The 24288-nt window shown below is 74.1% G+C and carries 16 protein-coding genes; all 16 read left to right on the forward strand.

Going from position 1 to position 24288, the window contains the following annotated elements; all coding sequences use genetic code 11:
• The first annotated feature begins 1 nt into the window (after position 1).
• The 16 genes from hrcA to BN3788_RS14675 all read left to right on the forward strand — a co-directional run bounded on the left by hrcA (position 2) and on the right by BN3788_RS14675 (position 24287).
• On the forward strand, positions 2-1024 hold the full coding sequence (gene hrcA, locus BN3788_RS14600) for a heat-inducible transcriptional repressor HrcA (protein WP_066587718.1): 1023 nt from the start codon (positions 2-4) through the stop codon (positions 1022-1024).
• A 45-nt stretch (positions 1025-1069) separates the two neighbouring features.
• Complete coding sequence (dnaJ, locus tag BN3788_RS14605) at positions 1070-2194, forward strand: molecular chaperone DnaJ (RefSeq protein ID WP_066587721.1); 1125 nt, start codon at positions 1070-1072, stop codon at positions 2192-2194.
• Between the two features lies 1 nt (position 2195).
• Complete coding sequence (locus BN3788_RS14610) at positions 2196-2975, forward strand: 16S rRNA (uracil(1498)-N(3))-methyltransferase (protein ID WP_066587722.1); 780 nt, start codon at positions 2196-2198, stop codon at positions 2973-2975.
• A 108-nt stretch (positions 2976-3083) separates the two neighbouring features.
• Positions 3084-4085 (forward strand): PhoH family protein, encoded by a 1002-nt coding sequence (locus BN3788_RS14615; RefSeq protein WP_066587724.1) that lies wholly within the window; start codon positions 3084-3086, stop codon positions 4083-4085.
• Positions 4082-4534, forward strand: a complete 453-nt coding sequence (gene ybeY / locus BN3788_RS14620; protein WP_066587727.1) for an rRNA maturation RNase YbeY — start codon at positions 4082-4084, stop codon at positions 4532-4534. Before BN3788_RS14615 ends, ybeY begins: the two co-directional genes overlap by 4 nt.
• Positions 4531-5814: a hemolysin family protein gene (locus BN3788_RS14625; protein WP_066587729.1), complete on the forward strand. Its 1284-nt coding sequence runs from the start codon at positions 4531-4533 to the stop codon at positions 5812-5814. The genes ybeY and BN3788_RS14625 overlap by 4 nt, the downstream gene beginning before the upstream one ends.
• A gap of 16 nt (positions 5815-5830) precedes the next feature.
• On the forward strand, positions 5831-6742 hold the full coding sequence (gene era / locus BN3788_RS14630; protein ID WP_108723863.1) for a GTPase Era: 912 nt from the start codon (positions 5831-5833) through the stop codon (positions 6740-6742).
• A gap of 64 nt (positions 6743-6806) precedes the next feature.
• The gene (locus tag BN3788_RS14635) at positions 6807-8303 is read left to right on the forward strand and encodes an alpha/beta hydrolase family protein (protein ID WP_066587740.1); all 1497 of its coding nucleotides are present in this window, start codon (positions 6807-6809) and stop codon (positions 8301-8303) included.
• Between the two features lie 146 nt (positions 8304-8449).
• Positions 8450-9235: a PP2C family protein-serine/threonine phosphatase gene (locus BN3788_RS14640; protein WP_234346669.1), complete on the forward strand. Its 786-nt coding sequence runs from the start codon at positions 8450-8452 to the stop codon at positions 9233-9235.
• 2 nt (positions 9236-9237) lie between these two features.
• Positions 9238-10734, forward strand: a complete 1497-nt coding sequence (locus tag BN3788_RS14645) for an FHA domain-containing protein (RefSeq protein ID WP_066587744.1) — start codon at positions 9238-9240, stop codon at positions 10732-10734.
• A complete protein-coding gene (locus BN3788_RS14650) occupies positions 10731-12332 on the forward strand; it encodes a serine/threonine-protein kinase (RefSeq protein ID WP_066587746.1) in 1602 nt (533 codons plus the stop codon). Before BN3788_RS14645 ends, BN3788_RS14650 begins: the two co-directional genes overlap by 4 nt.
• Complete coding sequence (locus BN3788_RS14655) at positions 12329-18367, forward strand: Ig-like domain-containing protein (RefSeq protein ID WP_066587753.1); 6039 nt, start codon at positions 12329-12331, stop codon at positions 18365-18367. The genes BN3788_RS14650 and BN3788_RS14655 overlap by 4 nt, the downstream gene beginning before the upstream one ends.
• A gap of 70 nt (positions 18368-18437) precedes the next feature.
• Positions 18438-19394, forward strand: a complete 957-nt coding sequence (locus BN3788_RS14660; RefSeq protein WP_066587756.1) for an AAA family ATPase — start codon at positions 18438-18440, stop codon at positions 19392-19394.
• Between the two features lie 2 nt (positions 19395-19396).
• Positions 19397-20542, forward strand: coding sequence for a DUF58 domain-containing protein (locus BN3788_RS14665; RefSeq protein WP_108723864.1), 1146 nt, complete (start codon positions 19397-19399; stop codon positions 20540-20542).
• Positions 20539-22938, forward strand: coding sequence for a transglutaminaseTgpA domain-containing protein (locus BN3788_RS14670; protein WP_082812954.1), 2400 nt, complete (start codon positions 20539-20541; stop codon positions 22936-22938). Before BN3788_RS14665 ends, BN3788_RS14670 begins: the two co-directional genes overlap by 4 nt.
• Positions 22935-24287 carry an RDD family protein gene (locus tag BN3788_RS14675; protein WP_066587759.1) on the forward strand — a complete coding sequence of 451 codons (1353 nt, stop codon included), beginning with the start codon at positions 22935-22937 and terminating at the stop codon, positions 24285-24287. The genes BN3788_RS14670 and BN3788_RS14675 overlap by 4 nt, the downstream gene beginning before the upstream one ends.
• Position 24288 lies beyond the last annotated feature (1 nt).

Below are 24288 nucleotides of genomic sequence, written 5' to 3' on the forward strand. Positions count from 1 at the left end.
GATGAACGAGGACCGTCGGCTCGACGTGCTGCGCGCGATCGTCGAGGACTACGTCGCCACGCGTGAGCCTGTCGGCTCCCGTGCGCTCGCGGACCGGCATGCGCTCGGCGTCTCGCCCGCGACCATCCGCAACGACATGGCCGTGCTGGAGGAGGGCGGGTACATCGCCCAGCCGCACACGTCGGCCGGGCGGGTGCCCACCGACAAGGGCTACCGCCTCTTCGTCGACCGCCTGTCCACCGTCAAGCCGCTCTCCAGCCCGGAGAAGCGCGCGATCCAGGGCTTCCTCGACGAGGCCGTCGACCTCGACGACGTCGTGGACCGTGCCGTGCGGCTGCTCGCGCAGCTCACCCAGCAGGTCGCGGTGGTGCAGTACCCGTCGCTGCGCCGGTCGTCGCTGCGGCACCTCGAGCTGGTGCCGGTGGGGGAGCGCCACCTGCTCGTCGTCATCATCACGGACAACGGGCGCGTCGAGCAGCGCACCCTCGAGCTCGAGGCCCCCGCCGACGAGGCTGTGGTCGCCCGGCTCCGGATCCGGCTGAACATCGCCGCCGCCGGCCACCGGCTCGCGGAACTCGACGACGTGCTGTCCCAGCTCCCGGACGCGTTCGCGCCCGGTGACGAGAAGCTCGTGCGGGCCGTCGTCAGCGTCGTCGAGGACACCCTCGCCGAGGAGAGCGAGGAGCGCATCGTGCTGTCCGGCGCCGCGAACCTCGCGCGTGCCGGGGGCGCGGACTTCGCGCACACGATCGGCCCCGTCCTCGAGGCGCTCGAGGAACAAGTGGTGCTGCTGCGGCTGTTGGGGGAGATGGCCGAGGACGCCGAGGCGGTCTCGGTGCGGATCGGCCGTGAGACCCAGCACGAGGGCCTGGTCGAGACCAGCTTCGTCACCACGGGCTACGGCGCCGACGGGGCCTCGGTGGCGCGGATCGGCTCGATCGGGCCGCTGCGCATGGACTACCCGGGGACGATGGCGTCGGTGCGCGCGGTCGCGCGCTATCTCTCACGCATCCTGGCCGGCTGACGCCTGGCCGACAGACATCCTCCCGCCTCCCACAGAAAGCGATCAGTGAGCGACTACTACGAGATCCTCGGTGTGCCGCGTGACGCGAGCCCCGAGCAGATCAAGAAGGCCTACCGGCGGCTCGCGCGCGAGCACCACCCGGACGTCGCGGGCGAGGGCGCCGGTGAGGACAGGTTCAAGGAGGTCTCGCGCGCCTACGAGGTGCTGTCGAACCCCGAGAAGCGCCGGATGTACGACCTGGGCTCCGACCCGTCGTCGCCCGGCGGCGGCATGGGCGGCGGCTTCGGCTTCCAGGACATCTTCGAGACGTTCTTCGGCGCCGCGGCCGGGCAGAGCGCGCAGCGGGGCCCGATCCCGCGCGCGCGCCGCGGCCAGGACGCGCTGGTGCGCCTCGAGATCGACCTCGCGGAGGCCACATTCGGCTCGCACCGCGACGTGCAGGTGGACACGGCCGTGCTGTGCCCCACCTGCTCGGGCAGCTGCTGCCGCCCGGGCACGTCGCCGCGCACCTGTGACGTCTGCGGCGGGCGCGGCAGCGTGCAGCGCGTCGCGCGCTCGTTCCTCGGCCAGGTCATGACGTCCCAGCCCTGCGCCGCGTGCCACGGCTTCGGCACCGTCATCCCCGAGCCCTGCCCGGAGTGCTCGGGCGAGGGCCGGGTGCGCTCGCGCCGGACGCTCGAGGTCGACATCCCCGCAGGCGTGGACACGGGCACCCGGATCAAGCTCACCGGCCAGGGCGAGGTCGGCCCCGCCGGCGGCCCCGCGGGCGACGTGTACCTGGAGATCCGGGAGCGCAAGCACGACACGTTCGTGCGGCGCGGCGACGACCTGCATTGCACGCTGCAGGTGCCGATGACCGCCGCGGCGCTCGGCACGATGCTCACGCTCGACACCCTGGACGGCCCGCGCGAGGTGGATCTGCGCCCCGGCACCCAGCCGGCACAGGTGGTCACGCTCAAGGGCCTGGGCGTCGGGCGGCTGCACGTGGGCGGGCGCGGTGACCTGCACGTGCACGTCGACGTCAAGGTGCCCACCGACCTCGACGACGAGCAGGCGGACCTGCTGCGCCAGCTCGCGACGGCCCGCAACGAGGAGCGTCCGGACACCCGGCTCGCCTCCGCGCACTCGGGCGTCTTCGCCAAGCTCCGCGAGAAGCTCGCGGGGCGCTGAGGTGAGCGCACCGGTCTTCCTGGCCTCGCCAGGCGCGCTCGACGACGTCGCCCCCGGGGGCGTGTACGTGCTGGAGGGCGCCGAGGCGCGCCATGCGGGCGTGGTCCAGCGGCGGTCCGCCGGGGAGCGGGTCGACGTGGTCGACTGCGCCGGGGTGCGCCTCGAGTGCTCCGTCGCCGCCGTGGGCGGCGAGGGCGTGCGCCTGGACGTGCTCGACGTGGTGCGCGAGCCCGCCTCCGACGTGCGGCTGGTGCTGGTGCAGGCGCTCGCCAAGGGCGACCGCGACGAGATGGCGATCGAGGCCGCGACCGAGGTGGGCGTCGACGCGGTGCTGCCGTGGCAGGCCGAGCGCTCCGTGGTGGTGTGGCGCGGCGACCGCGCCGCCAAGAGCCGCGCCCGGTGGCTCGGCACGGTGCGCGCCGCCGCGAAGCAGTCACGCCGGGCCCGGGTCCCTGACGTCGGCCTGGCGGTCGACGGGCGCGGCCTGGCCGCGCGCGTCGACGAGGTCGTGGCCGCCGGGGGAGTCGCCCTGGTGCTGCACGAGGAGGCCAGCGCGCCGATCGCCGACGTGCGGCTGCCGCAGCCCGCGGCGCCGGATGGCCCCGCGCCCGAGGTGCTGGTGGTGGTCGGCCCCGAGGGCGGGATCTCCGCCCGCGAGCTCGAGGCACTGCTCGCGGCGGGCGCCAGTGCCGTGCGGCTCGGCCCGCATGTGCTGCGCACCTCCACGGCCGGCCCGGTCGCGCTGGCGCTGCTGGCGCAGCGGCTCGGGCGCTGGGGCTGACCTCAGCCTGGGCGCACGTCGAGCCGTGCGCCGCTCGGTAGGATGGAGGGGTCAGCCGTCACGACAGATCGTCACGACAGAAGGAGCGCAGCGGCGCAAGCCGAGCACATGGCCGAGAGCACATCCGCACCGCGCGCGACCACTGCGGCCGGCGCGCGGGTCGAGCACCGGATCACCATCCCACCCGCCGTGTCGATGGTCGAGCTCCTCGGGCTCCGGGACGAGGTGCTGCGCGCCATCGAGCAGGGCTTCACGACCGTCGACATCCACGTCCGGGGCAACGAGGTCACGATGGCCGGCCCCGCCGGCGACGTCGCGATGGTCGCGCGACTGGTCGACGAGCTGGCCGAGATGGCGCTCAGCGGCACCCCGCTCACCCCCGACGTGGTGACGCGCACCGTCGAGATGCTGACCGCCGGCGCCGTGGGCCGCCCGGCCGACATCCTCTCCTTCAACATCCTGTCCTCGCGCGGCCGCACGATCCGCCCCAAGACGGCGGGGCAGAAGGACTACGTCGACGCCATCGACAGGAACACCGTGACGTTCGGCATCGGCCCCGCGGGCACCGGCAAGACGTACCTCGCGATGGCCAAGGCCGTGCAGGCCCTGCAGGCGCGCGCCGTCACCCGGATCGTGCTGACCCGGCCCGCCGTCGAGGCGGGGGAGCGGCTCGGCTTCCTGCCGGGGACCCTGAACGACAAGATCGACCCGTACCTGCGCCCGCTGTACGACGCGCTGCACGACATGATCGACCCCGAGTCGATCCCCCGGCTGATCGAGGCCGGCACCATCGAGGTGGCGCCGCTCGCGTACATGCGCGGGCGCACCCTCAACGACTCCTTCATCATCCTCGACGAGGCGCAGAACACCTCCACCGAGCAGATGAAGATGTTCCTCACCCGCCTGGGCTTCGGCTCCAAGGTGGTGGTCACGGGAGACGTGACCCAGGTCGACCTGCCCGCCGCGACGGCCTCCGGGCTGCGCACGGTCGAGTCGGTCCTCGCCGACGTGGACGACGTCGAGTTCTGCCGGTTGACGTCGTCGGACGTGGTGCGTCACCGGCTTGTCAGCGACATCATCGACGCGTACGCGCGCTGGGACAGGTCATGAGCATCGAGGTCAACAACGAGTCCGGCGCCGAGGTCGACGAGGCGGAGTTCGCCGCGCTCGCCCGCTACGTGCTGGACGCCATGCACGTCCACCCCCAGACGGACCTGTCCATCCTGCTCGTCGGCACGGACGTCATGTCCGAGCTGCACGTGCAGTGGATGGACGAGCCCGGCCCCACCGACGTCCTGTCGTTCCCGATGGACGAGCTGCGGCCGGGGCGCGAGGGCGAGCAGACGCCCGCCGGGCTGCTCGGCGACGTGGTGCTGTGCCCCGAGGTGGCCGCCGAGCAGGCGCGCGTCGCCGGGCACTCCACCGCCGAGGAGCTGCTGCTGCTGACCACGCACGGGATCCTGCACCTGCTGGGCTACGACCACGCCGAGCCCGAGGAGGAGAAGGAGATGTTCGCGCTGCAACGCCAGCTCCTCCTGACGTTCCTGGCCGGTCGATGACGCAGCCGCCCATCGGGCTGCTGGTCACCCTCGCCCTCGTCGGGATCGTGCTGGCGGCCGCGCTGAGCGCCAGCGAGGTGGCAGTGCTGCGGGTCACGCGCGCCGCGGTCGCGGAGCTCTACACCACCCGGCACGCCGCGGCGGACCGGGTGCGCAGGCTCGTCGAGCACCCCGTGCGCGTCTCGTCGTCGGCGGCGTTCGTGCGACTGCTCGGCGAGATGACGGCCACCGTGTGCCTCACGCTGATCGTCGCGTCCACCGGCTGGCCCTGGTACGTGGTGCTGGTCGTCGCCGGGGTGCTGTGCGCGCTCGTGGCGTACCTGCTGGTGCGGGTGAGCCCGCGCACGCTCGGCCGCCAGCATCCCGTGACGGTGCTGGTGGCGTTCTCGCGGCTGCTGCTGGTGGTCTCCGCGCTGGTCGGCGGCTTCGCGCGCGCGGCGCCGTCGGGCCGGACCGTCGAGGCCGAGGACGAGCTGCGCGACATGGTGCAGCGGGTCAGCGAGTCGGAGGTCATCGAGGAGGACGAGCGCGACATGTTCCGCTCCGTGCTCGAGCTCGGCGACACCCTCACCCGCGAGGTGATGGTGCCGCGCACCGACATGCTCACCACCGGCGCCGACACCACGCTGCGCAAGGCCCAGTCCCTGCTGCTCCGCTCCGGCTACTCCCGGGTGCCGGTGGTCGGCGACTCGGTGGACGACCTGCGGGGCGTGCTGTACCTCAAGGACGTCGTCCGGCGCCTCGCGGACGAGCCGCAGGCCGCCTCGGCGCCCGCCGCGTCGATCGCCCGGCCGCCGGTGTTCGTCCCCGAGTCCAAGCCGGTCGACGAGCTGCTGCGCGAGATGCAGGCCGGCTCGTCGCACATCGCGATCGTCGTCGACGAGTACGGCGGCATCGCCGGGCTCGTGACCATCGAGGACGCGCTCGAGGAGATCGTCGGCGAGCTGACCGACGAGCACGACCGCTCCGGGCCGGTGGTCGAGGAGCTGGGCGACGGCGTGATCCGGGTCCCGGCCCGCCTCGGCAAGGACGAGCTGGGCGAGCTGTTCGGGCTGGAGGTCGAGGACGATGACGTCGACACCGCCGGCGGGCTGCTCGCCAAGGCACTCGGCAAGGTCCCGCTGCCCGGCTCGGTGGGCGAGATCCACGGCCTGCACCTGGTCGCCGAGCAGGCCGGCGGGCGGCGCAAGCAGATCATGACGATCCTCGCCAGCCGCATCGCACGAGACGACGAGCCCGACGAGGCCGACGACCATGACGACTTCCCCTCACGACGCTGACACTGGAGCCACCCGAATGACCTTCCGCTCAGGATTCGCCTGCTTCGTCGGGCGACCGAACGCCGGCAAGTCCACCCTCACCAACGCGCTCGTCGGCCACAAGGTCGCGATCACGTCCGGCCGCCCGCAGACCACCCGGCACACCGTGCGCGGCATCGTCCACCGTGACGACGCCCAGCTCATCCTGGTGGACACCCCGGGCCTGCACCGCCCGCGCACCCTGCTGGGCGAGCGGCTCAACGCCCTCGTCCGGGACACCCTCACCGAGGTCGACGTGGTGGGCTTCTGCCTGCCGTCCGACCAGAAGGTCGGGCCGGGCGACCGGTTCATCGCCGAGCAGCTGCACGAGCTGGCACAGGGGCCGGGCAAGACGCCTGTCGTCGCGATCGCCACCAAGGCGGACCTGGTGGGCAAGCAGCGCCTCGCCGAGCACCTGCTCGCGATCTCCCAGCTCGGCGACTGGGCGGACATCGTGCCCGTCTCCGCCGAGTCCGGGTACCAGGTCGACGTGCTCGAGAACGTGCTGGTGAGCCACCTGACCGAGGGGCCCGCGCTGTACCCCGAGGGCGAGCTCACCGACGAGCCGGTGGCCGTCATGGTCGCCGAGCTGGTGCGCGAGGCGGCGCTCGAGGGCGTGCGCGACGAGCTGCCGCACTCGCTGGCCGTGGTGGTCGACGAGATGCTCCCGCGGGAGGGCTCCACCGACGAGCGCCCCATGCTCGACGTGCGGGTCAACCTGTTCGTCGAGCGGGACAGCCAGAAGGCCATCGTCATCGGCAAGGGCGGCTCGCGGCTGCGCGAGGTCGGCACCCAGGCCCGCCACGGCATCGAGGCGCTGCTCGGCACCCGGGTGTTCCTCGACCTGCACGTGAAGGTTGCCAAGGACTGGCAGCGGGACCCCAAGCAGCTCGGCCGCCTGGGCTTCTGACCAGCGAGTGAGCCAGCACCTGACACCCGAGGCCGACCCACCGGCCGTGCGGGATACTGGGGGGATGCCCTACCGGATCGCAGGGAGCACCGCGGTGGGCATCATCCTCCTCGCCCTCATCGGGGCCATCATGGGCCCGCAGTGGGATCCCGCGCCGATCAGCGACCCGCTGCCGCGGGAGAGCGAGTCCACCGTCATCGGCGGCGCCCAGGCGCGCCACCAGTACGAGGTCCGCACCACCCAGATGCTCGTGCAGCTGGACGGAGCCACGGTCGCGGCCCGCCTGATGGAGCCGATCGGCGCGCCCGACGGGCGACCCGGGGTCGTGTTCATCCACGGCGCCGGCACTGGCCAATCGGAGGAGGCGTTCGGCGCGCAGGCGCAGGCGCTCGCGGAGTCCGGGGTGGTGGCCCTGGTGCCCGCCAAGCGGATGGACACGTACACCACCAGCCACCGCGACTACGAGGCGATGGCGGCGGACTACGAGGAGTCGGTGCGGCTGCTGCGGACTGTGCACGGCGTCGACCCCGACCAGGTGGGCGTCTACGGCGAGAGCGAGGGCGCCTGGATCGCCCCCGTGATAGCGGCGCGCGACCCGCAGGTGGCGTTCGTGGTGCTGGTCTCGGCGCCCGTGGTGCCGCCGCGGCAGCAGGCGGCATTCGCCACCGATGCCTACCTGCGGAACACCGGAGTGCCCGCGGGCGTCTTCCGGGCGATCCCGCGGGCCGTCGGGATGTCATTGCCCGGCGGGGACTTCGAGTACATCGACTTCGATGTGGCGCCCTTCCAGCGGCAGATGACGCAGCCGGTGCTGGTCGTCTACGGCACCGCCGACTTGTCCATGCCGATGGTGCAGGGCGCCGAGCAGATCATCCGGGACACGGCGATCGTCGGGAACACCGACATCACCGTGCGCTACTACGAGGACGCCAACCACGGCCTGCGGGTCGACGGCAAGGTCTCGGCGACGTTCCTGCGCGACCTCTCCGACTGGGTCGGCGGGCTGCCGGCCACCGCGGGGGCCGCGCCGCGCATCGCGGGAGCCGATCCCGTGCAGGTGTACCTGGCCGCCCCGGTGCCGACGCCGCGCTGGCTGGGCGACGGTGACGTGCTGGTCGGCGTCGCGGCCGCGGGGGCGAGCCTCGTCGTGCTCGGACCGTTGGCGATGCTCGTCGCCCGGGGAGTGGAGAGGCTGCGCGGCTCGCCGGCGCGCCGCACGATGGCGCCGGGCGTCGCCGCTCGCGCCTGGACCCTCGGCGTGCTCGCGCTGCTCACCATCGGCGCCCTGATCTGGTACCTGCTGGCCGTCGCGCGGCTCGCGCTCGGCTATGAGCAGAACGTGTGGATCGTGCAGGGCGGGTGGCTGGCCGTGCGGGCGCTGGGCATCGGCGCCGTCGTCGCGGCCGTCCTGGTCTTCGACCGGGTGCGCCGGCTGCGCGACGAGCGGGCGATGATCGCGCGGGGCGCGGTCGCCATCGGGAGCCTCGGCTCGACGCTGCTCGGCTCGGCGGTGCTGCTGGTCGTGCTCGCGTACTGGGGTGTGTACCAACTCGGTATCTGACCTGGTGGGCGGCGGTACGCATCTGCCGCTCAACTAGGGCACGATGTGGGCCGATACACCGAGTCGGGGGGCGTGCTGCCGTCCGGACACATGCTGGGGGTGAGCCGTTGCGCACGTCGTGGGGTTCCGCGACCGATCGTGGGCTGGTGCGCGCGGTCAACGAGGACGCCCTGCTGGCGTACCCACCGGTCTTCCTCGTCGCCGACGGCATGGGCGGCCACGACGCGGGCGACGTCGCGAGCCGGCTCGCCGTGGAGGAGTTCGCCCAGCTCGCCGGGCGCCCCCACGCCACCTCCGACGACGTGCACACGTGCTTCACGCGCACGGCCGAGCGCATCCGCGAGACGCTCGACGGGCGCCCCTGTGGCACCACCGTCGCCGGTGTCGCGGTCGCCGAGCATGAGGGCAGCTCGTATTGGCTGGTCTTCAACGTCGGCGACTCGCGCGTCTACCGCTGGGTCGACGGCGGCCTCCGCCAGATCAGCGTGGACCACTCGGTGGTCCAGGAGTTGCTCGACACCGGCGAGATCGACGCGGGGCAGGCGCGCACCCACCCCGAGCGCCATGTGCTCACCCGGGCGCTCGGCAGCGGGGCGGGCCCCGAGCCCGACTACTGGATGATCCCCGCCGGCCCCCACGACCGACTCCTGGTGTGCTCCGACGGCCTCACCGGCGAGCTCCCCGACGCGGCGATCGCCGCGGTCCTCGGGCAGTTCCCCGACCCGCAGGACGCCGCCCAGGAGCTCGTGCGGCTCGCGGTCGAGGCGGGCGGCCACGACAACGTCAGCACGGTGGTCGTGGACGTCGCGACGGCCGACGAGGGCGACATGCACATGACGGTCCCTCGCGCGGGCGCAGGCCTCGGCGCGAGCGCATGGGACGAGATGCTCGACGGCGCGACAGTGCCGCGTGCCAGGACGAGGGAGATCTGACAGTGATCGTGCCGGAGTACACCCCTGGACAGTGGCACGCCGTCGTCGGCGGGGGCATCGTCGCGCTGCTCGCGCCGAGCACGTCACCCGAGACGGTCCGCGCGGTGTGGGACGCCGCGCCCGCCCAGGGCGGGCTCACCGACCAGCTCGAGGTGCTGCTGCGGGGCGGCATCAGCGGCCTGTTGCCCTTCGCGCTCGTCGACGTCACGGGCGGCCGTGTGCACGCCGCGCTGCGCGGTGACGTCGAGGTCGAGGTCAGCGGCGAGGGCGGGACGCGTGTCCTGGCCGCTGGCGAGGTCACCACGTGGTCCGAGCGCGTCGCCGAGGGCGCCGACGTCATGACCGTGCGCGTCAGCGGGGGCACGCCGTGGCCGGTGTCGACGGCGCTCCCGCTCACCGCTGGAGTCGTGCTCGCGGACGGCGTGCGCGTCACGCTCGCGACCCCCGCCGGAGCCACCGAGCCCCCGGTCGTGGAGGCCGTCGAGCTGGTGGGCGCGTCGGACCCTTCCGAGGATGACGCGACGGCCGCCGAGCCCGAGCCTGCTGCCGAGCCCGTCGCCGAGCCTGTGCTGACGCCTGAGGCGGCAGTGTGGGCGACCGAGCTCGAGGACGTGCGTTCGGAGGGCGAGGCCGAGCGCGACGAACCGGCTGCCAGCGCCGAGAGCCTCATCGTCGGCGCGCCCGCGTGGCGGCTGGCGCCCGTGGACGCGTCTGCCGCGCCCGCAGCGCCTGTCGCGTTCGAGGCTCCGGCCGCGTTCGAGGCGCCTGCCCAGGCCGCCGCCGCGCCCGTCGACGCCCTCGGACACTTCGGCTCCGGCGGCGCCTTCGGCTCGGGCAGCCCGACGCCGTCCGACCCGTTCCGCATCGACCAGCTCCGCGCCGACGTCGAGCGTGTGGACAATGCCGACCTCGACCGCGTCGACTTGGGCGGCGTGTTCGGCTCGACCTATGCCGAGCAGGCGTCCGAGGTCGTGGCCGAGGCGGAGGCCGCGATGCGCGCGGAGCAGGCGCCGGTGGTCGGCGACGCCCTGGCGCCCGATGACCACGACGGCCTGACGATCCTCAGCAGCGACCTCGTGGCGATCCGCGACCAGCTCCCGTCCTGGGCCGGCGACGAGGTGCCCGGCCCGTTCCGGGTCGTCGCCCCGGAGCCCCCGACGACCTCGCGGCTCGTGCTGTCGACCGGCGCCGTGGTGCCGCTCGACCGCGCGGTGCTGCTCGGCCGCGCCCCGCAGGTGCTGCGCGTCACGAACAGCGAGCTGCCGCGCCTGGTGAGCGTGCCGTCGCCACAGCAGGACATCTCCCGCACGCATGCCGAGGTGCGCACGGAGGGCGAGGACGTGCTGGTCACGGACCTGCAATCCACCAACGGCGTGCTCGTGTCACGCGAGGGCGAGCGCGCGCGGCGCCTGCACCCGGGCGAGCCGACGCTCGTGCGGCCGGGGGAGCTCGTCGACCTCGGGGACGGCGTCACGTTCACGGTGGAGCGGGGTACGTGACCGCACGCCGTGTGGCGTCGACGCCACCGCAGATCGCCGGGCACCGCTTCATCCGGGTGCTCGGCCTCGGCGGCTTCGCCGACGTCTTCCTGTACGAGCAGGACCTGCCGCGCCGTCTGGTCGCGGTGAAGGTGCTGCTCGCGGGGTCGCTCGACGACGAGCTCCGCACGGGGTTCCGCACCGAGGCGAACCTCATGGCGCAGCTCTCCCACCACCCGTCCATCGTCACGATCCACCATGCGGACATCGCGTCCGACGGCCGCCCGTACCTGGTGATGGAGTACTGCTCTGGCCCGGCCCTCGCCGAGCGGTACCGGCGTGAGCGCATCTCGGTGCCGGAGGCGCTCCGGATCGCGGTGCGCCTGGGCTCCGCCGTGGAGACGGCCCACCGGGCGGGGATCCTGCACCGGGACATCAAGCCCGCGAACGTGCTGACCACCGACTTCGGCTGGCCGGCGCTCACCGACTTCGGGATCGCCGCCACGACGGGCGCCGGGGCGGGGGCCGCGCTCGGCATGTCGATCCCGTGGTCGCCGCCGGAGCTCCTCGCGCAGCGGCCCCACGGGGACGCCCGCTCGGATGTGTACTCGCTCTCGGCGACGGTGTACTCGCTGCTCGCGGGCCGCACGCCCTTCGAGGCGCCCGGCAGCCCCAACGGCGCCGCCGACGTCGTCGCCCGGATCGAGCGGAGCCCGGTGCCGCTCACCGGCCGCGAGGACGTCCCGGCGTCGCTGCAGGCCGTCCTGGCTCGCGCGATGGCCAAGGACCCTGACCAGCGCTTCGCCACGGCGGCCGCGTTCGCGCGTGCCCTCCAGCAGATCGAGGCGGCCCTCGGCTTCGCGGTGACGCCGCTCGACCTGCCGGACGACGCGCGCCTCAACCCGCCGATGTCCGCCGCCCAGCTCCTCGCCTCGTCGGCCCCGGCCAGCGACGACGCGACCCGGTTGCGCCCCGTGATCAGCATCGACGCGACGGGCCTGCCCGCGCAGATGTCCGCGCGCACCCACGCCGGCGCTCCGCCTCCGCCTGTCGAGCAGTCACAGCCCGAGTCGACGGTGGACCCGTCGCCCGTCGCCCATCCGGCTCCCGCGCTGGGCCTTCCGGCGGGCGTGCAGTCGGCGCGGCCGGTGGCCCCGCTGGGGAAAGCGGTCCGGGAGCGGGGAGCAGACTCCCGCCGGGGCATGCGCCGGGCGATCGGCTCGGTGTCGGCGGTGCTCGTCGTCGCGGTGCTCGCCGGGGTCGCCGCGCTGACCCTGGGCGGCCGTGGCGATGCGCCGCTCGGGCCGGGGTCCACCGCCACCGAGCTGGTCGCGCCCACAGTCGGGGGCGTGTCGGCGGTGGTGCCCGCGCCGTCGGACCTCGTCGGGCGCCGGACCGCGGACGGAGTCGAGTTCACCTGGGCCAACCCCGACCCCGCCGACGGCGACCAGTACCTGTGGGGTGTGCGCACCGCGACCGGCGGCACGGAGCTGGAGCTCGTCGCCGAGCGCCGGGTGTCCGTCCCCGCCGCGCCTGACGAGCCCGTGTGCGTGGAGGTCTCCATCGTCCGGGCGAACCGCGCGTCGTCGTCCCAGCCCGCGGAGGCCTGCGCGCCATGAGCCTCGTCTCCGTCCGTCGTCGCACGGCCCAGGTCGCCGCAGTCGTCACCGTGCCAGCCGTGCTCGCCGTGCTGGCCCTGGTGAACCCGGGCTTCCCGCTCGCGCGCGTCGACCTCAACGACTCCGGCGTGTGGCTGACCGCCACCGAGTCGCTGCGGCTCGGGCGGCTGAACGCGCAGGTGGAGGAGCTCAACGCGGGGCTGGTGACCACGGGCAGCAGGTTCGACGTGCTGCAGGATGGCGCCGACGTGCTGCTGGTCGAGCCCCTCACGGTGGCCGTCGTCGACCCGGCGTCGGTGACGCTCACCGCGCAGGTCGCGACGCCCTCGGGCGCCGAGGTGTCGATGGGCGGCGGCGCCGTGGCCGTCGTCGCGCCCAACGGCGACGCCTGGGTGCGCCCGTTCGCCCAGCTCGGGTCGTTGGCGCCCAGCTCGGACACCCCGGACATGGCCCTCGGCGAGGGTGGCAGGGTCGTCGTCACCGACGCGGGTGTGGCGTACGGCGTGGCGGGGGAGACGGGCGACGTCACCCGTGTGGCGCTGGTCGACGGGCAGCCGCAGGCCGAGCCCGCGGGGACGCTCGGCGCCGGGGTCGAGCAACTGACGGCGGTCGGCGACGAGCCGGTGGGGCTCAGCGAGGGCACGGTGCGCACGCGCCAGGCGGTGATCGACGTCGGCGGCGGTCGTGACCTGGTGCTGCAGCAGCCCGGGCCTGCGGACGACTCTGTGCTGGTGGCGACGCGCGACGCCCTGGTCGAGGCGCCGCTGGGTGGCGGCGAGGCCGTGCGCCACGCGACGGCCGGGCAGGGCGTGCCCGCGGCGCCCGTGCGGCTGGACGGCTGCGCCCACGGGGCATGGGCCACCGGCTCGGGCTCTTACCTGCGCCGATGCGGCGACGGCACGGCCGAGGTGCTCGACCTGGAGGGCATGTCCACGAGCGACGAGCTCGCGTTCCGGGTCAACCGCGGCGTCGTGGTGCTGAACGACACCCTGCGGGGGCGGCTGTGGATGCCCCTGGAGGACACCGAGCTCCGGAAGCCCAACTGGCAGGACATCGTCCCCGAGGACGAGCCGGAGGACAGCGAGGAGGACGCCGAGGGCGCGGCGACGACCCAGGACCTGCTCGCGGAATGCGGCGCCGAGGCGACTGTCCCGCAGGCCTCCGACGACGAGTTCGGCGTGCGCCCGGGCCGGACCATGATCCTGCCGGTCATCGACAACGACTCGTCCTCCGACTGCGGGATCCTCGCGGTGAGCGAGTTCGACTCGCTGCCGGAGGACTTCGGCACGCTGCAGGCCATCTACGGGGGGCGCGCGCTGCAGGTGCGGGTCAACCCGGAGGCCAGCGGTTCCGCGGTGTTCACGTACACGATCTCGGACGGCCGCGGCACTGGCGCGCCGTCGACGGCCAGCGTGCAGCTCACGGTGCGCGACCCGGGCGTCAACGAGGCCCCGACGCAGATCCGCGTCGGCTCGTTGAGCGTCGAGCAGGACGCGCAGGCCCAGTACAGCGCGCTGGCCGACTTCAACGACCCGGACGGCGACGACCTCACGCTCGTCGACGCCACGGCGGACTCCGGCACTGTCCGCTTCCGGCAGGACGGCACCGTCACGTACCAAGCCGACGGCGGCGCCCTGGGCCGCGCCCAGGTCCGGCTGCTCGTCTCCGACGGGCAGGAGACCGCCGAGGGCACCCTCCTTGTGGACGTGCGGGCCGCGGGGTCGCTGGCCCCGCAGATCGACCCCGTGCACGCCGTGACGTATGTGGACCAGCCCGTGCGGCTCCAGCCGCTCGACGCCGTGCGCACCAGCGGCAAGGAGCCGGTGCGCCTCGCCGGGGTCGACGAGCTCGCGGGCGCGAAGATCACCACCGACTTGGCCGCCGGCACGTTCACGTTCAGCGCCCCACGGCCCGGCACGTACTACGTGAGTTTCGTGGTGGCGGCGGCGCCCCAGCAGGCCACCGGCCTGGCGCGGATCGACGTGCTCGAGTGGCCGTCGCAGGTCGAGCCTCCCGTGGCCGTCCGCGACCGGGTCTACCTCGCCCCCGGGCGCGAGGTGACGGTGGCGCCGCTCGCGAACGACTCCGACCCCGCCGGTGGGGTGCTGGTGCTGCAGTCCGTCGACGTCCCCGCCGACTCCGGGCTGCGCGTGGCGATCCTCAACCACGAGCTGGTGCAGATCTCCGCGACGCGCACCCTCACCGGGCCCGTGTCCTTGGCGTACACGGTGTCCAACGGGCCCGCATCGTCGGTGGGGGAGATCTCCGTCCACCCGGTGCCGGCCTCCGCCGTCGCGCAGCCGCCGGTGGTGGAGAACATCGAGGTCAGCGTCCGCACGGGCGGCGTCGTCACGGTGCCGGTGCTGGACCACGCCTACGACCCCGACGGCGACGCCCTCAGCGTGGTGCCCGAGCTCGCCGAGCCGCTCGGCGAGGGCGAGGGCCTGCTCTTCGTCTCCGGCGACGTGCTCCGCTACCAGGCGCCGGCCAAGGCGCTGACCGCGCATGCGACGTTCATCGTCCGCGACGAGACCGGCAACGAGACAGCGGCGACCCTCACCGTGCGCGTGCACGCCTCGGACGCCACGGCCAAGGCTCCGCCGCGCCCCCGCGACCTCACCGCGCGGGTGTTCGAGGGGGAGACCGTCCGCATCGCCGTGCCGCTGGTGGGCATCGACGACGACGGCGACGGGGTCACGCTGCTCGGCGTGGCCGTCGCTCCCGCCAAGGGGCGCGTCGTCGCGTCGGGCGCCGACTGGCTGGAGTACGAGGCGCTGCCCGGCGAGTCCGGCACCGACTCGTTCACCTATGCCGTGGAGGACTGGACCGGGCAGCGCGCCGTCGCGACGATCCGCGTCGGCATCAGCCCCCGGCCCGCCGCGTCCGCGCAGATCACGGCGCGCAACGACGACGTGACGGTGCGCCCCGGGCAGCGGGTCGAGGTCCGCGTGCTCGCCAACGACATCGACGCCAGCGGCGGCGAGCTCCTGCTCTCGGAGACCCTGGAGAAGGCCGATGGGATCGACGCGCGCGTCGAGGGGCGCCGCATCATCGTCCAGGCGCCGTCGAATCCGGGTGTGCTGCAGATCGCGTACACCGTGACGAACGCCCGAGGCGGGCGGGACTCCGCGGTGCTGACCGTCACGGTGCTCGAGGACGCGCCCGTGCTGCCGCCGGTCGCCCGCGACGTCGTGGTGCCCGCCATCGACACCCTCGGGCGGGAGAGCGTCGAGGTGGACGTCCTCGCGGTGGCGCAGAACCCCAGCGGCCCGCTGAGCGACCTCGCGGTGTCAGTGCCCGCGTCGGCGGCCGACGTCGCGACGGTGACCCCCACGGGCAGCGTCGTCATCACGCTGGTGGACCACGCGCAGACAGTGCCCTATCAGCTGACCAACACGACCTCCCGCACCGCCAGCACCTACGCCTTCATCACGGTGCCCGCGCTCGGCTTCTTCCCCCCGACGCCGCGGCCCAAGGCCCCCGAGCTGCGCGTCGCCTCCGGCGAGCAGATCGTCATCCCGCTCGACGAGCAGGTGCAGGTCGCGCCGGGGCGCACCGCGACGATCGCCGACCCGGACGCGGTGCAGGCCACGAAGTCCGATGGCTCCGACCTGGTGCGGGACCCGACGACGCTCGTGTTCACGTCGGCGTCGGGCTACGCCGGGCCGGCGTCCATCACGGTCCCCGTGACCGACCGGACGAGCGCCTCCGACACGACGGGCCGCGCCTCTGTCATCACGCTGTCGATCACGGTGTACGCGGTGGACGACTACCCCCCGACATTCGTCGCGTCGCCGATCGCCGTGGCGCCGGGCGAGGACCCCACAGTCGTCGACCTGCGCACGTTCACCACCGGGCCCGAGGGCGCCACGGGCGCCGCCGACGTGTACTCCTACCAGCTCCGCTCCGCCGTGCCCGCCGGCTTCACCGCGACGCTGGACGGCTCCGTGCTGCGCGTCGCGGCGGGGCGCACCACGTCGAAGGGCACCACCGGCTCACTCGACCTCACCCTCGGCTACGGCAAGGCCGGGTCGATGACGGTGCAGGTGGACCTGCGGGCCACGGCCAGCACGCGGGCGATGCCCCGGGTGGTGGACCGGCTCGTCTCGGACGGGGTGCAGGGGCGCGACACCACAGTGGACGCCCTGGCAGGAGCCCACAACCCGTTCCCCGACACCCCGCTGACCATCGTCGAGGCCGTGGTGGAGACGCCCGGGGCGGGCTCGGCGTCCGTGTCCGGGGGCACGGTGGTCGTGCGGCCCGGCGCGGAGTTCGTCGGCGCGATGGTCGTCCGCTTCGCGGTGCGCGACGCCACCGGCGACCCGGACCGGCAGGTCGAGGGACGCATCACCGTCGTCGTGCGCGGCAAACCGGCCACCCCGAAGGCGCCGCGCGTCGTCGAGGTGCGCGACCGCACGGTGGTGCTGAGCTGGGACGCCCCCGATGACAGGGGCGAGCGGATCACGGGTTATCGGGTCACGGTGCCGGGCAGCCCCGAGCGGCAGTGCGCCAGCACTACCTGCACGATCGACAACCTCACGAATGACGTCGAGTACACGTTCACCGTCGCCGCGAAGAACGCCGTCGACTGGTCCGACCCGAGCCCTGCCTCGGCGACGGCGCGGCCCGACGCGGTGCCGGACAAGCCTGAGCCGCCGATCCTCAAGTTCGGCGATGGTCAGATCACGGCGACATGGAGTGCCCCATCTAGTCCTGGATCGCCCGTGACGAGGTATGAGGTGCAGATTTCGCCAGCGCCCTCCGCCGGCAGCGCGACGCAGTCGACCTCGTCTCTCCAGGCAACTTTCACTGGGCTGCGGAACGGGACCGGCTACACCGTGAGGGTGCGTGCGTTCAACAAGCTGCCGGATCCCGGTGCCTGGAGCGACTTTCAGCTCGAAGGGATGGTCCCGGCGAAGGCTCCGGACGCCCCGGTGCTCAGGGCCACGGGCACGGTCACGGGCTGGTTCGGCACCACCGGCCGCATCGACGTCGACTGGGACGCTCCTGCTGAGAACGGCGCCGCGATCTCCGAGTACCTGGTCTCGGTGGACGGGGCCGCAGAGGTGTCGAACGGGACCTCGACCCGCTTCGTCATCGCCGAGGCCGAGCGTGGCAAGACGTACGACATCCGCGTGCGCGCCGTGAACAAGGCCGGCACGTCCGCGTGGGGCTCCGTCACCGGCACCACGTACAGCGCCCCCGACACCCCCAAGGGGCTGTCGGCGACAGTCTCCGGCAACGCCGCGTTCGGGGCCGGCTCCGTGGTGCTGACGTGGACCCCGCCGAGCGACGCCGGGGGGCGCGGCGTGTCGATCAGCCGGTACGAGATCGAGGGGTACGAGTCCACGTCGTCCACATCCCACACGATCTCGGGCATTGCCGGTGGCACCACGCTGACGCCGCGGATTCGCGCGATCAACTCACGGGACCTGGCGAGCGAGTGGATCGCCTTCCCGCCCGTCACCGTCAGGACCGTCCCCCAGGAGCCACAGCTCACGGTGGCGTCCGGGGCGGTCGACCACGTGACGATCGCCTATGCCGCCGGGTCGGACGGCGGCTCGCCGATCACCCGGACGCAGCATCGCATCAACAGCACGTCGGAGCGGGATTGGGTCAATGGCCCGCCGCCAGCGCAGCACCAGCACACCGGTGCGAGCGTCACTGTCGATGTGCGCGTCGAGAACGCGGTGGGGTGGTCCCAGGTGGTCACCCAGTCCGCGGCGCCCGGCCAGCCGGCCGTCCCCGGCGCGCCGACGGCACTCACCGCCACCTCTCCGCGCGCGGAGGTGGTGGACTTCAGCTGGGTGGCGGCCGTGGCGAACGGACGGCCTGTCACCGGGTATGAGTGGCAGATCGTGCAGGACGGAACGGCCCTGAAGACCGCCAGCGTCAACGCGAACACCCTGAGCGTGGCGGGCGAGACCGTCGCAGGCGGCGGCGCCGTGATCGTCCGCGTCCGGGCTCAGAACTCCGTGGGGTGGGGGCCGTGGGCCACCTCGTCCGAGGTCACCGTCCCGGCCACGAGCGGATGAGCCGTCCCCGACACGGCCCGCGCCACGTCGCCCCGCCCTTGAACCCGCCCCACCCAGAGAGAGCACCCCGATGACACCTGAGCAAGCGACGTGGTTCGCCGAGACCTTCGGCGCGCTCGTGGACAACGTGGGCCGGGCGCTGCTCGGCAAGGAGCACGCCGTGCGCCTCGCCATGACGGCGATGATCGCCGAGGGGCACCTGCTGCTGGAGGACGCGCCGGGCACCGGCAAGACATCGCTGGCCAAGGCCATCGCGGCGACGGTGCAGGGCACCCACCACCGCATCCAGTTCACCCCCGACCTGCTGCCCAGCGACGTGACCGGCGTGACCATCTACGACCAGGGGTCGGGCCGGTTCGAGTTCCACCCCGGCCCGATCTTCGCCTCGGTGGTGCTGGCCGACGAGATCAACCGGGCCTCGCCCAAGACGCAGTCCGCGCTGCTCGAGGTCATGGAGGAGGCGCAGATCACCGTCGACGGGGTGACCCACCCGGTGGGGCGCCCGTTCATGGTGATCGCCACGCAGAACCCGATCGAGCAGGCGGGCACCTACCGGCTGCCCGAGGCGCAGCTCGACCGGTTCCTCATCAAGACGTCCCTGGGCTACCCGGACCGCGCGTCGGCGGTGGAGATCCTGGCGGGCGCGAAGGACCGCACGACGAGCCTCAAGCCGAAGATCACCACGCATGCCGTGGGCGACATGGCGCAGCTCGCGACGACCGTGCACATCGACGCCGCCGTGCTCGACTACGTGGCGCGCCTGCTGGAGGCCACACGCGAGGACGCGCAGACGTCGCTCGGCGCCAGTGTGCGCGGCGGCCTGGCGCTGGTGCGCTGCGCGAAGGTCTGGGCGGCCTCCGAGGGCAGGTCCTACGTGGTTCCCGACGACGTGAAGTCGCTCGCCTCCCCGGTGCTCGCGCACCGCCTCATGCTCGACACCGAGGCCGAGTTCGCCGGTGTGACCACCACGCATGTGCTCGACCGCATCGTCGCCGACACCCAGCCCCCGGCCCTGCGGGCGGTCTGACGGTGCCACGGATCAGCCCCGTCGGCTGGGGCGCCCTCGCCGGCGCCCTGGCCGGCCTCGTGCTCGGCCGGTGGCTCGGCTGGCTCGAGCTCGCGGGCGTCGGGGCGGCGCTGGGCGTGGCTGTCGTGGTGTCGCTGTTGATGACCATCGGGCGCGACAGGTACATCGTGGACCTGTACCTGGCCGATCACCGGGTGCGGGTGGGGGAGCGGGCCGTCGGGCGGCTCACCGTGCGCAACACCGCCCGGCACCGATCGCTGCCGGCCCGGATCGAGCTGCCGGTGGGGACGGGCGCGGCGGAGCTGGCGCTGCCGTCGCTGGCCAGCGGCGAGGAGCATGAGGACCTGTTCGCGATCCCCACGACGCGGCGCGCGGTCGTCGTGGTGGGGCCGGTGCGCTCGGTGCGCGGCGACCCGTTGGGCCTGGCCCGCAGGCGGCTGCGGTGGACCGAGCCCGTCGAGCTGTTCGTGCACCCCGAGATCGTCTCGCTCGCGGGCGCGAGCTCTGGCCTGCTGCGCGACCTCGAAGGGCAGTCCACGCGCGACCTGTCCGACAGCGACCTGTCCTTCCATGCGCTGCGCGACTACGTGGCCGGTGACGATCGCAGGTACATCCACTGGCGCACGACTGCCCGACGCGGCGCGCTGATGGTCAAGCAGTTCGAGGACACCCGCCGCACCCAGACGGTCGTGGCGTTGTCCACCGACCCGCGTGACTACGCCGACGTGGACGAGTTCGAGCTGGCGGTGTCCGCCGCCGCGTCGCTCGGCGTCCAGGTGCTGCGCGAGGAGCGCGACCTCGCGGTGCTCGCGGGGCCGGGACGGCTGCGGGTCGAGACCCCGCCGCGCCTGCTCGACGACTGCGCGGCGCTGGCCCTGGCACTGGGCACCGCGGGCGCGGGGGACCTCGGCCGGCGGATCGCCCGCGACACGCCCGAGGCGTCGGTGGCCCTGCTGGTCGCGGGCTCGGAGCCCACGGTGGCGCAGCTCCGCGCCGGGGTGCGGCACGTGCCGGTCGGCACCCGCACGGTGATGATCACCTGCGCGCTGGGCGCCGAGGTGGAGGTGCGGACGCAGGGCTCGCTGACCCTCGCGACGCTCGGCCGGCTCGACGATCTGCCGCGAGTGCTGCGCAGGGCGCTCGGATGAGCGCCGTGGTCGCGCGCACGGGCTGGCGGGCCGCCGTGGACGTGCTGGTTCTTATGGCCGCCCTGGCCGTGGCGCTGATCCCGGTCATCCCCGTGTATGGCGCCGCAGCCGCGGCGCCGGCCATCGCGGGCGGCCTGGTGCTGGGCGCCGGAGTGGCCGTGCTGGGCGCCCTGCGGCGCTGGTCGGCGGTGACCGTCGTGGCGGGCCTGGTGCTCGCGTACCTGCTGTGCGGTGGCGCGTTCGCCGCGCCGTCGACCACGGTCGCGGGGGTGCTGCCGACCCTCGACACCCTGCTCTCGCTGGTGGCGGGGGCGGCGACGTCGTGGAAGCAGGTGCTGACGCTGCAGCCGCCACTGGGCGCGGCCGCGAACTTCCTCGTCGTGCCGTTCCTCACGGCCCTCGTCGCCTCGGCCGCTGCCACGGCGACGACGCTGCGGACGCGCCGCCCGGCGGTCGCCGCCACGGCGGCCGCCATGCCCCTGGTCGTGCTGGTCCTCGCGGTGCTGCTCGGCACCCGGCAGACGCTCGCGCCGGTCGTCTCCGGTGTGGCGCTGGGCCTGGTCCTGCTGGGCTGGGCGTCATGGCGCGCGGGCCTGCTGCGGGCCCGGCGGATCGTGGCAGTGGTCGCGCTCACGGGGCTGGCCGTCGCCGGGGGCATGGCCGGCGCCCCGCTGGTCGTGGGCGACACCCCTCGATACGTGCTCCGTGAGGAGCTGGCGCCGCCGTTCGACCCGAGCGCGTATCCCAGCCCGCTGTCCGCGTTCCGCAAGTTCGTCAAGGACGAGGACGTCGAGCTGTTCACCGCGCGTGGCCTCCCCGCCGGGGCGCGCGTGCGGCTGGCCACCATGGACCGCTTCGACGGCGTGGTGTGGAACGTCGCGGGGGATGGCTCGGCTGCGGCCTCCGGTGAGTTCCGGCGGGTCGGCGAGACGATCGACACCTCGGCCAGCGGCGAGCGGGCCCGCGTCGAGATCGAGGTGCGCGAGCTCACCGGCGTGTGGCTGCCGACCGTCGGCCAGGCGCGTGCTGTGGAGGTCGAGGGCACGGCCGCCGCCGATCTTCGGTACAACGACGCCACCGGCTCGGCGGTGCTCACCAGCGGGATGCGCTCCGGCCTGGCATACACGCTCGACGTGGTGCTCCCGGACGAGCCCTCGGACGAGGCGATCGGCGACGCCGCCGGGGCGCCCGTGGTCGTCCCGGCCGTCACCTCCGTCCCGGACGCCGTCGCCGTCGCGGCCACCTCGGTGGCCCGAGACGCCGGAACCCCCGTGCAGATCGCCCGCAGCCTGGAGAAGGCGCTCGCCGAGGACGGCTACTTCAGCCACGGCCTCAGTGGCGACTACCCGTCCCTGTCGGGCCACGGCGCCGACCGGCTCACGTCGCTGCTGGGCGGCGACCTGATGGTGGGCGACGGTGAGCAGTACGCGTCGGCAATGGCCCTGATGGCCCGCCAGATGGGGTTGCCCTCGCGCGTCGTGATCGGGTTCGTGGCCTCGGAGGACGGCGAGCCGGACGACGCCGCGACGGACGGCGCCCCGACCGACGACGCCGAGGACGGCGTCGTCACGTTCACCGGCGACGACGTCGAGGCCTGGGTGGAGATCGCGTTCGCCGGGCACGGCTGGGTCGCGTTCGACCCGACGCCGCCGCGCTCGCAGACCCCGCAGGAGGACGCGACCACCAAGCCATCCGACCCGGAGCCGCAGGTTGTGCAGCCGCCGCCGGCCGTGCCGGAGCCGGACTCGCCGCCGGAGGACGACACCGAGCAGCCGCAGGCCCAGGACCCCGAGCCCGAGCCGGACAACCGGCCGCTGTGGTGGCGGGTGCTCCTGGTCACCGGCGCGGCCGCCGTGCCCTTGCTGCTGCTGGCCAGCCCGTTCGTGGTGGTCCTCGCCCTGAAGCTGCGCCGCCGCAGGCGTCGTCGGCGGGACCCCGACGTGGTGGCCCGGGTCGCAGGCGGGTGGGACGAGGGGCTCGACGCGGTGCACGACCTCGGCCGGCCCACGTCGCCGTTGGCGACCCGTCGCGAGACGGCGCACGCCTTGGCGGGCGCGGTCGACGACCGTGCGCCGGGGGCCGGGGCCCCGGGCGCCGCGATCGTGCGCGTCCTCGCCGAGGAGGCGGACGCCGTCGTCTTCGGGCCCGACAAGCCGGGCGACCACGTCGCCACCGCCTACTGGTCGCGTGTCGACGCCGCACTCGCCCGGCTGCGGGCCAGCGTCTCGCGCCGGCGCTGGTGGCGGTCCCGGGTCTCGCTCGCCTCGGGCCGTGAGCGCCGACGCCGGGCCCGACGGGACCGGGCGGGTGGCCGGCCGATGCCGGGCGGCCGCGGCGCCGCACAGCATCAGGCCCAGCGCAGCGCGCATGTCGACCAGGAGGTACGCATCCCATGACCGCCGCTTCGCCGCGTTACCTGGTGCCGGCGCCGTCCGCGCCTCTCGGCAGGCGCTTCCTCGCGGGCGTGGTGGACGCCGCGCTCCTCGCCCCGGTGGCCCTCGTGCCGCTCACGTCGGTGGTCTCGGCCTGGGCGCAGCAGCTCACTGACTCGGGGTGGGACGGGCTCGACACGTCCTCGCGCATGCTCGGCGCGCTGGGCGGGGCGACGGTCGTGGGACTCCTGCTCCTCACCGCGCAGTGGTGGGCGCATGGCGTGCTCGGCTGGACGATCGGCCGCCGCCTGCTGGGGCTGCGCACCGTCGACGTGCGCACGGGCGACCCGATCGGCATGTGGCGGGCCCTGCAGCGCTCGGTGCTCATCGCGGGCGCGGCCCTGGCCTGCCTGGTGGGGCAGTTCGTGATGCTGGCCTCGCCCGTGTTCGACGGCTCGGGCCGCCATCGCGGCTGGCACGACAAGCTCACGGGCACGGAGGTGGTGGACGTCCGCGGTCGCGCGGCGACGCGGCGGCCGGCCTCCCGCGGTGGAGGCGCGCCGGGCCGTCAACGGCCCGAGCGCGTGGAGCTGCTGCCGGTCGAGTCGGCGCCGCCGGGGGCGGGCGGCCCTCCGGCCGTCCTGCCGGCGGAGCCGGACCCCTGGGCGGCGCTCGGCCTCGCCGGGTCGTCGCGGGCGTCACGTGAGGAGGACGCGCATGCCGCTGCCGGGCGGCGGCTCAGCGCGCTGCTGGCCGATCGGCACAGCCCGGCCGCCTCTGGGCTCGTCCTGCCCCCGCTCCGGGAGCCGGGCGTCGCCCCGGACGTCGACACCCGCCTGATGCAGGTGGTCCGCCCGGTGCAGTTCGCCGCGGACGCCGGCGACGTCCGCGCCGTGCGGCCAGAGTTTCGAGCCGGATCACCGGCCGGCGATCCGGTGGACGACGCCCTGGACCCGGAGCTCGAGATGACCCGCCGGTCGCCGGTCCGGGCACAGGAGGCGCTCGACGCGCCGGAGCCCGAAGCCGACCTGCCCGGCGCCGAGATCGAGCTGCATGACGGCCGGCTGGTGCAGGTGGTCGGCACCGCGTTGTTCGGCCGCAACCCGGTCGCCGTCGACGGTGCGCAGGTGGTCCGGGTCGTGGATCCGGGCAGGTCAGTGTCGAAGACCCACCTGCAGATCGGCATCGAGGGCGGCGCCGTCTGGGTGGCCGATCGCGGCTCGACGAATGGCACCCTCGTGACCCTGACGGATGGCCAGCAGATCGTCTGCGGCCCCGAGCAGCAGGTGCGGCTGCCGGTGGGGGCGACCGTCTCGTTCGGCAACTGCGGGCTGCGCCTGGTCCGGGCCCCACGGGTGCGCCTGCAGGCCTAAG

Origin of the sequence: Cellulomonas timonensis (assembly GCF_900046455.1) — a bacterium.
Lineage (GTDB): Bacteria > Actinomycetota > Actinomycetes > Actinomycetales > Cellulomonadaceae > Cellulomonas_A > Cellulomonas_A timonensis.

Coding starts and splice junctions, on each gene's coding strand:
- BN3788_RS14625 (WP_066587729.1), top strand. CDS start 4,531: ATGACGCAGCCGCCCATCGGGCTGCTGGTCACCCTCGCCCTCGTCGGG.
- BN3788_RS14655 (WP_066587753.1), top strand. CDS start 12,329: ATGAGCCTCGTCTCCGTCCGTCGTCGCACGGCCCAGGTCGCCGCAGTC.
- ybeY (WP_066587727.1), top strand. CDS start 4,082: ATGAGCATCGAGGTCAACAACGAGTCCGGCGCCGAGGTCGACGAGGCG.
- BN3788_RS14615 (WP_066587724.1), top strand. CDS start 3,084: ATGGCCGAGAGCACATCCGCACCGCGCGCGACCACTGCGGCCGGCGCG.
- BN3788_RS14670 (WP_082812954.1), top strand. CDS start 20,539: ATGAGCGCCGTGGTCGCGCGCACGGGCTGGCGGGCCGCCGTGGACGTG.
- BN3788_RS14635 (WP_066587740.1), top strand. CDS start 6,807: ATGCCCTACCGGATCGCAGGGAGCACCGCGGTGGGCATCATCCTCCTC.
- BN3788_RS14660 (WP_066587756.1), top strand. CDS start 18,438: ATGACACCTGAGCAAGCGACGTGGTTCGCCGAGACCTTCGGCGCGCTC.
- hrcA (WP_066587718.1), top strand. CDS start 2: ATGAACGAGGACCGTCGGCTCGACGTGCTGCGCGCGATCGTCGAGGAC.
- BN3788_RS14675 (WP_066587759.1), top strand. CDS start 22,935: ATGACCGCCGCTTCGCCGCGTTACCTGGTGCCGGCGCCGTCCGCGCCT.
- era (WP_108723863.1), top strand. CDS start 5,831: ATGACCTTCCGCTCAGGATTCGCCTGCTTCGTCGGGCGACCGAACGCC.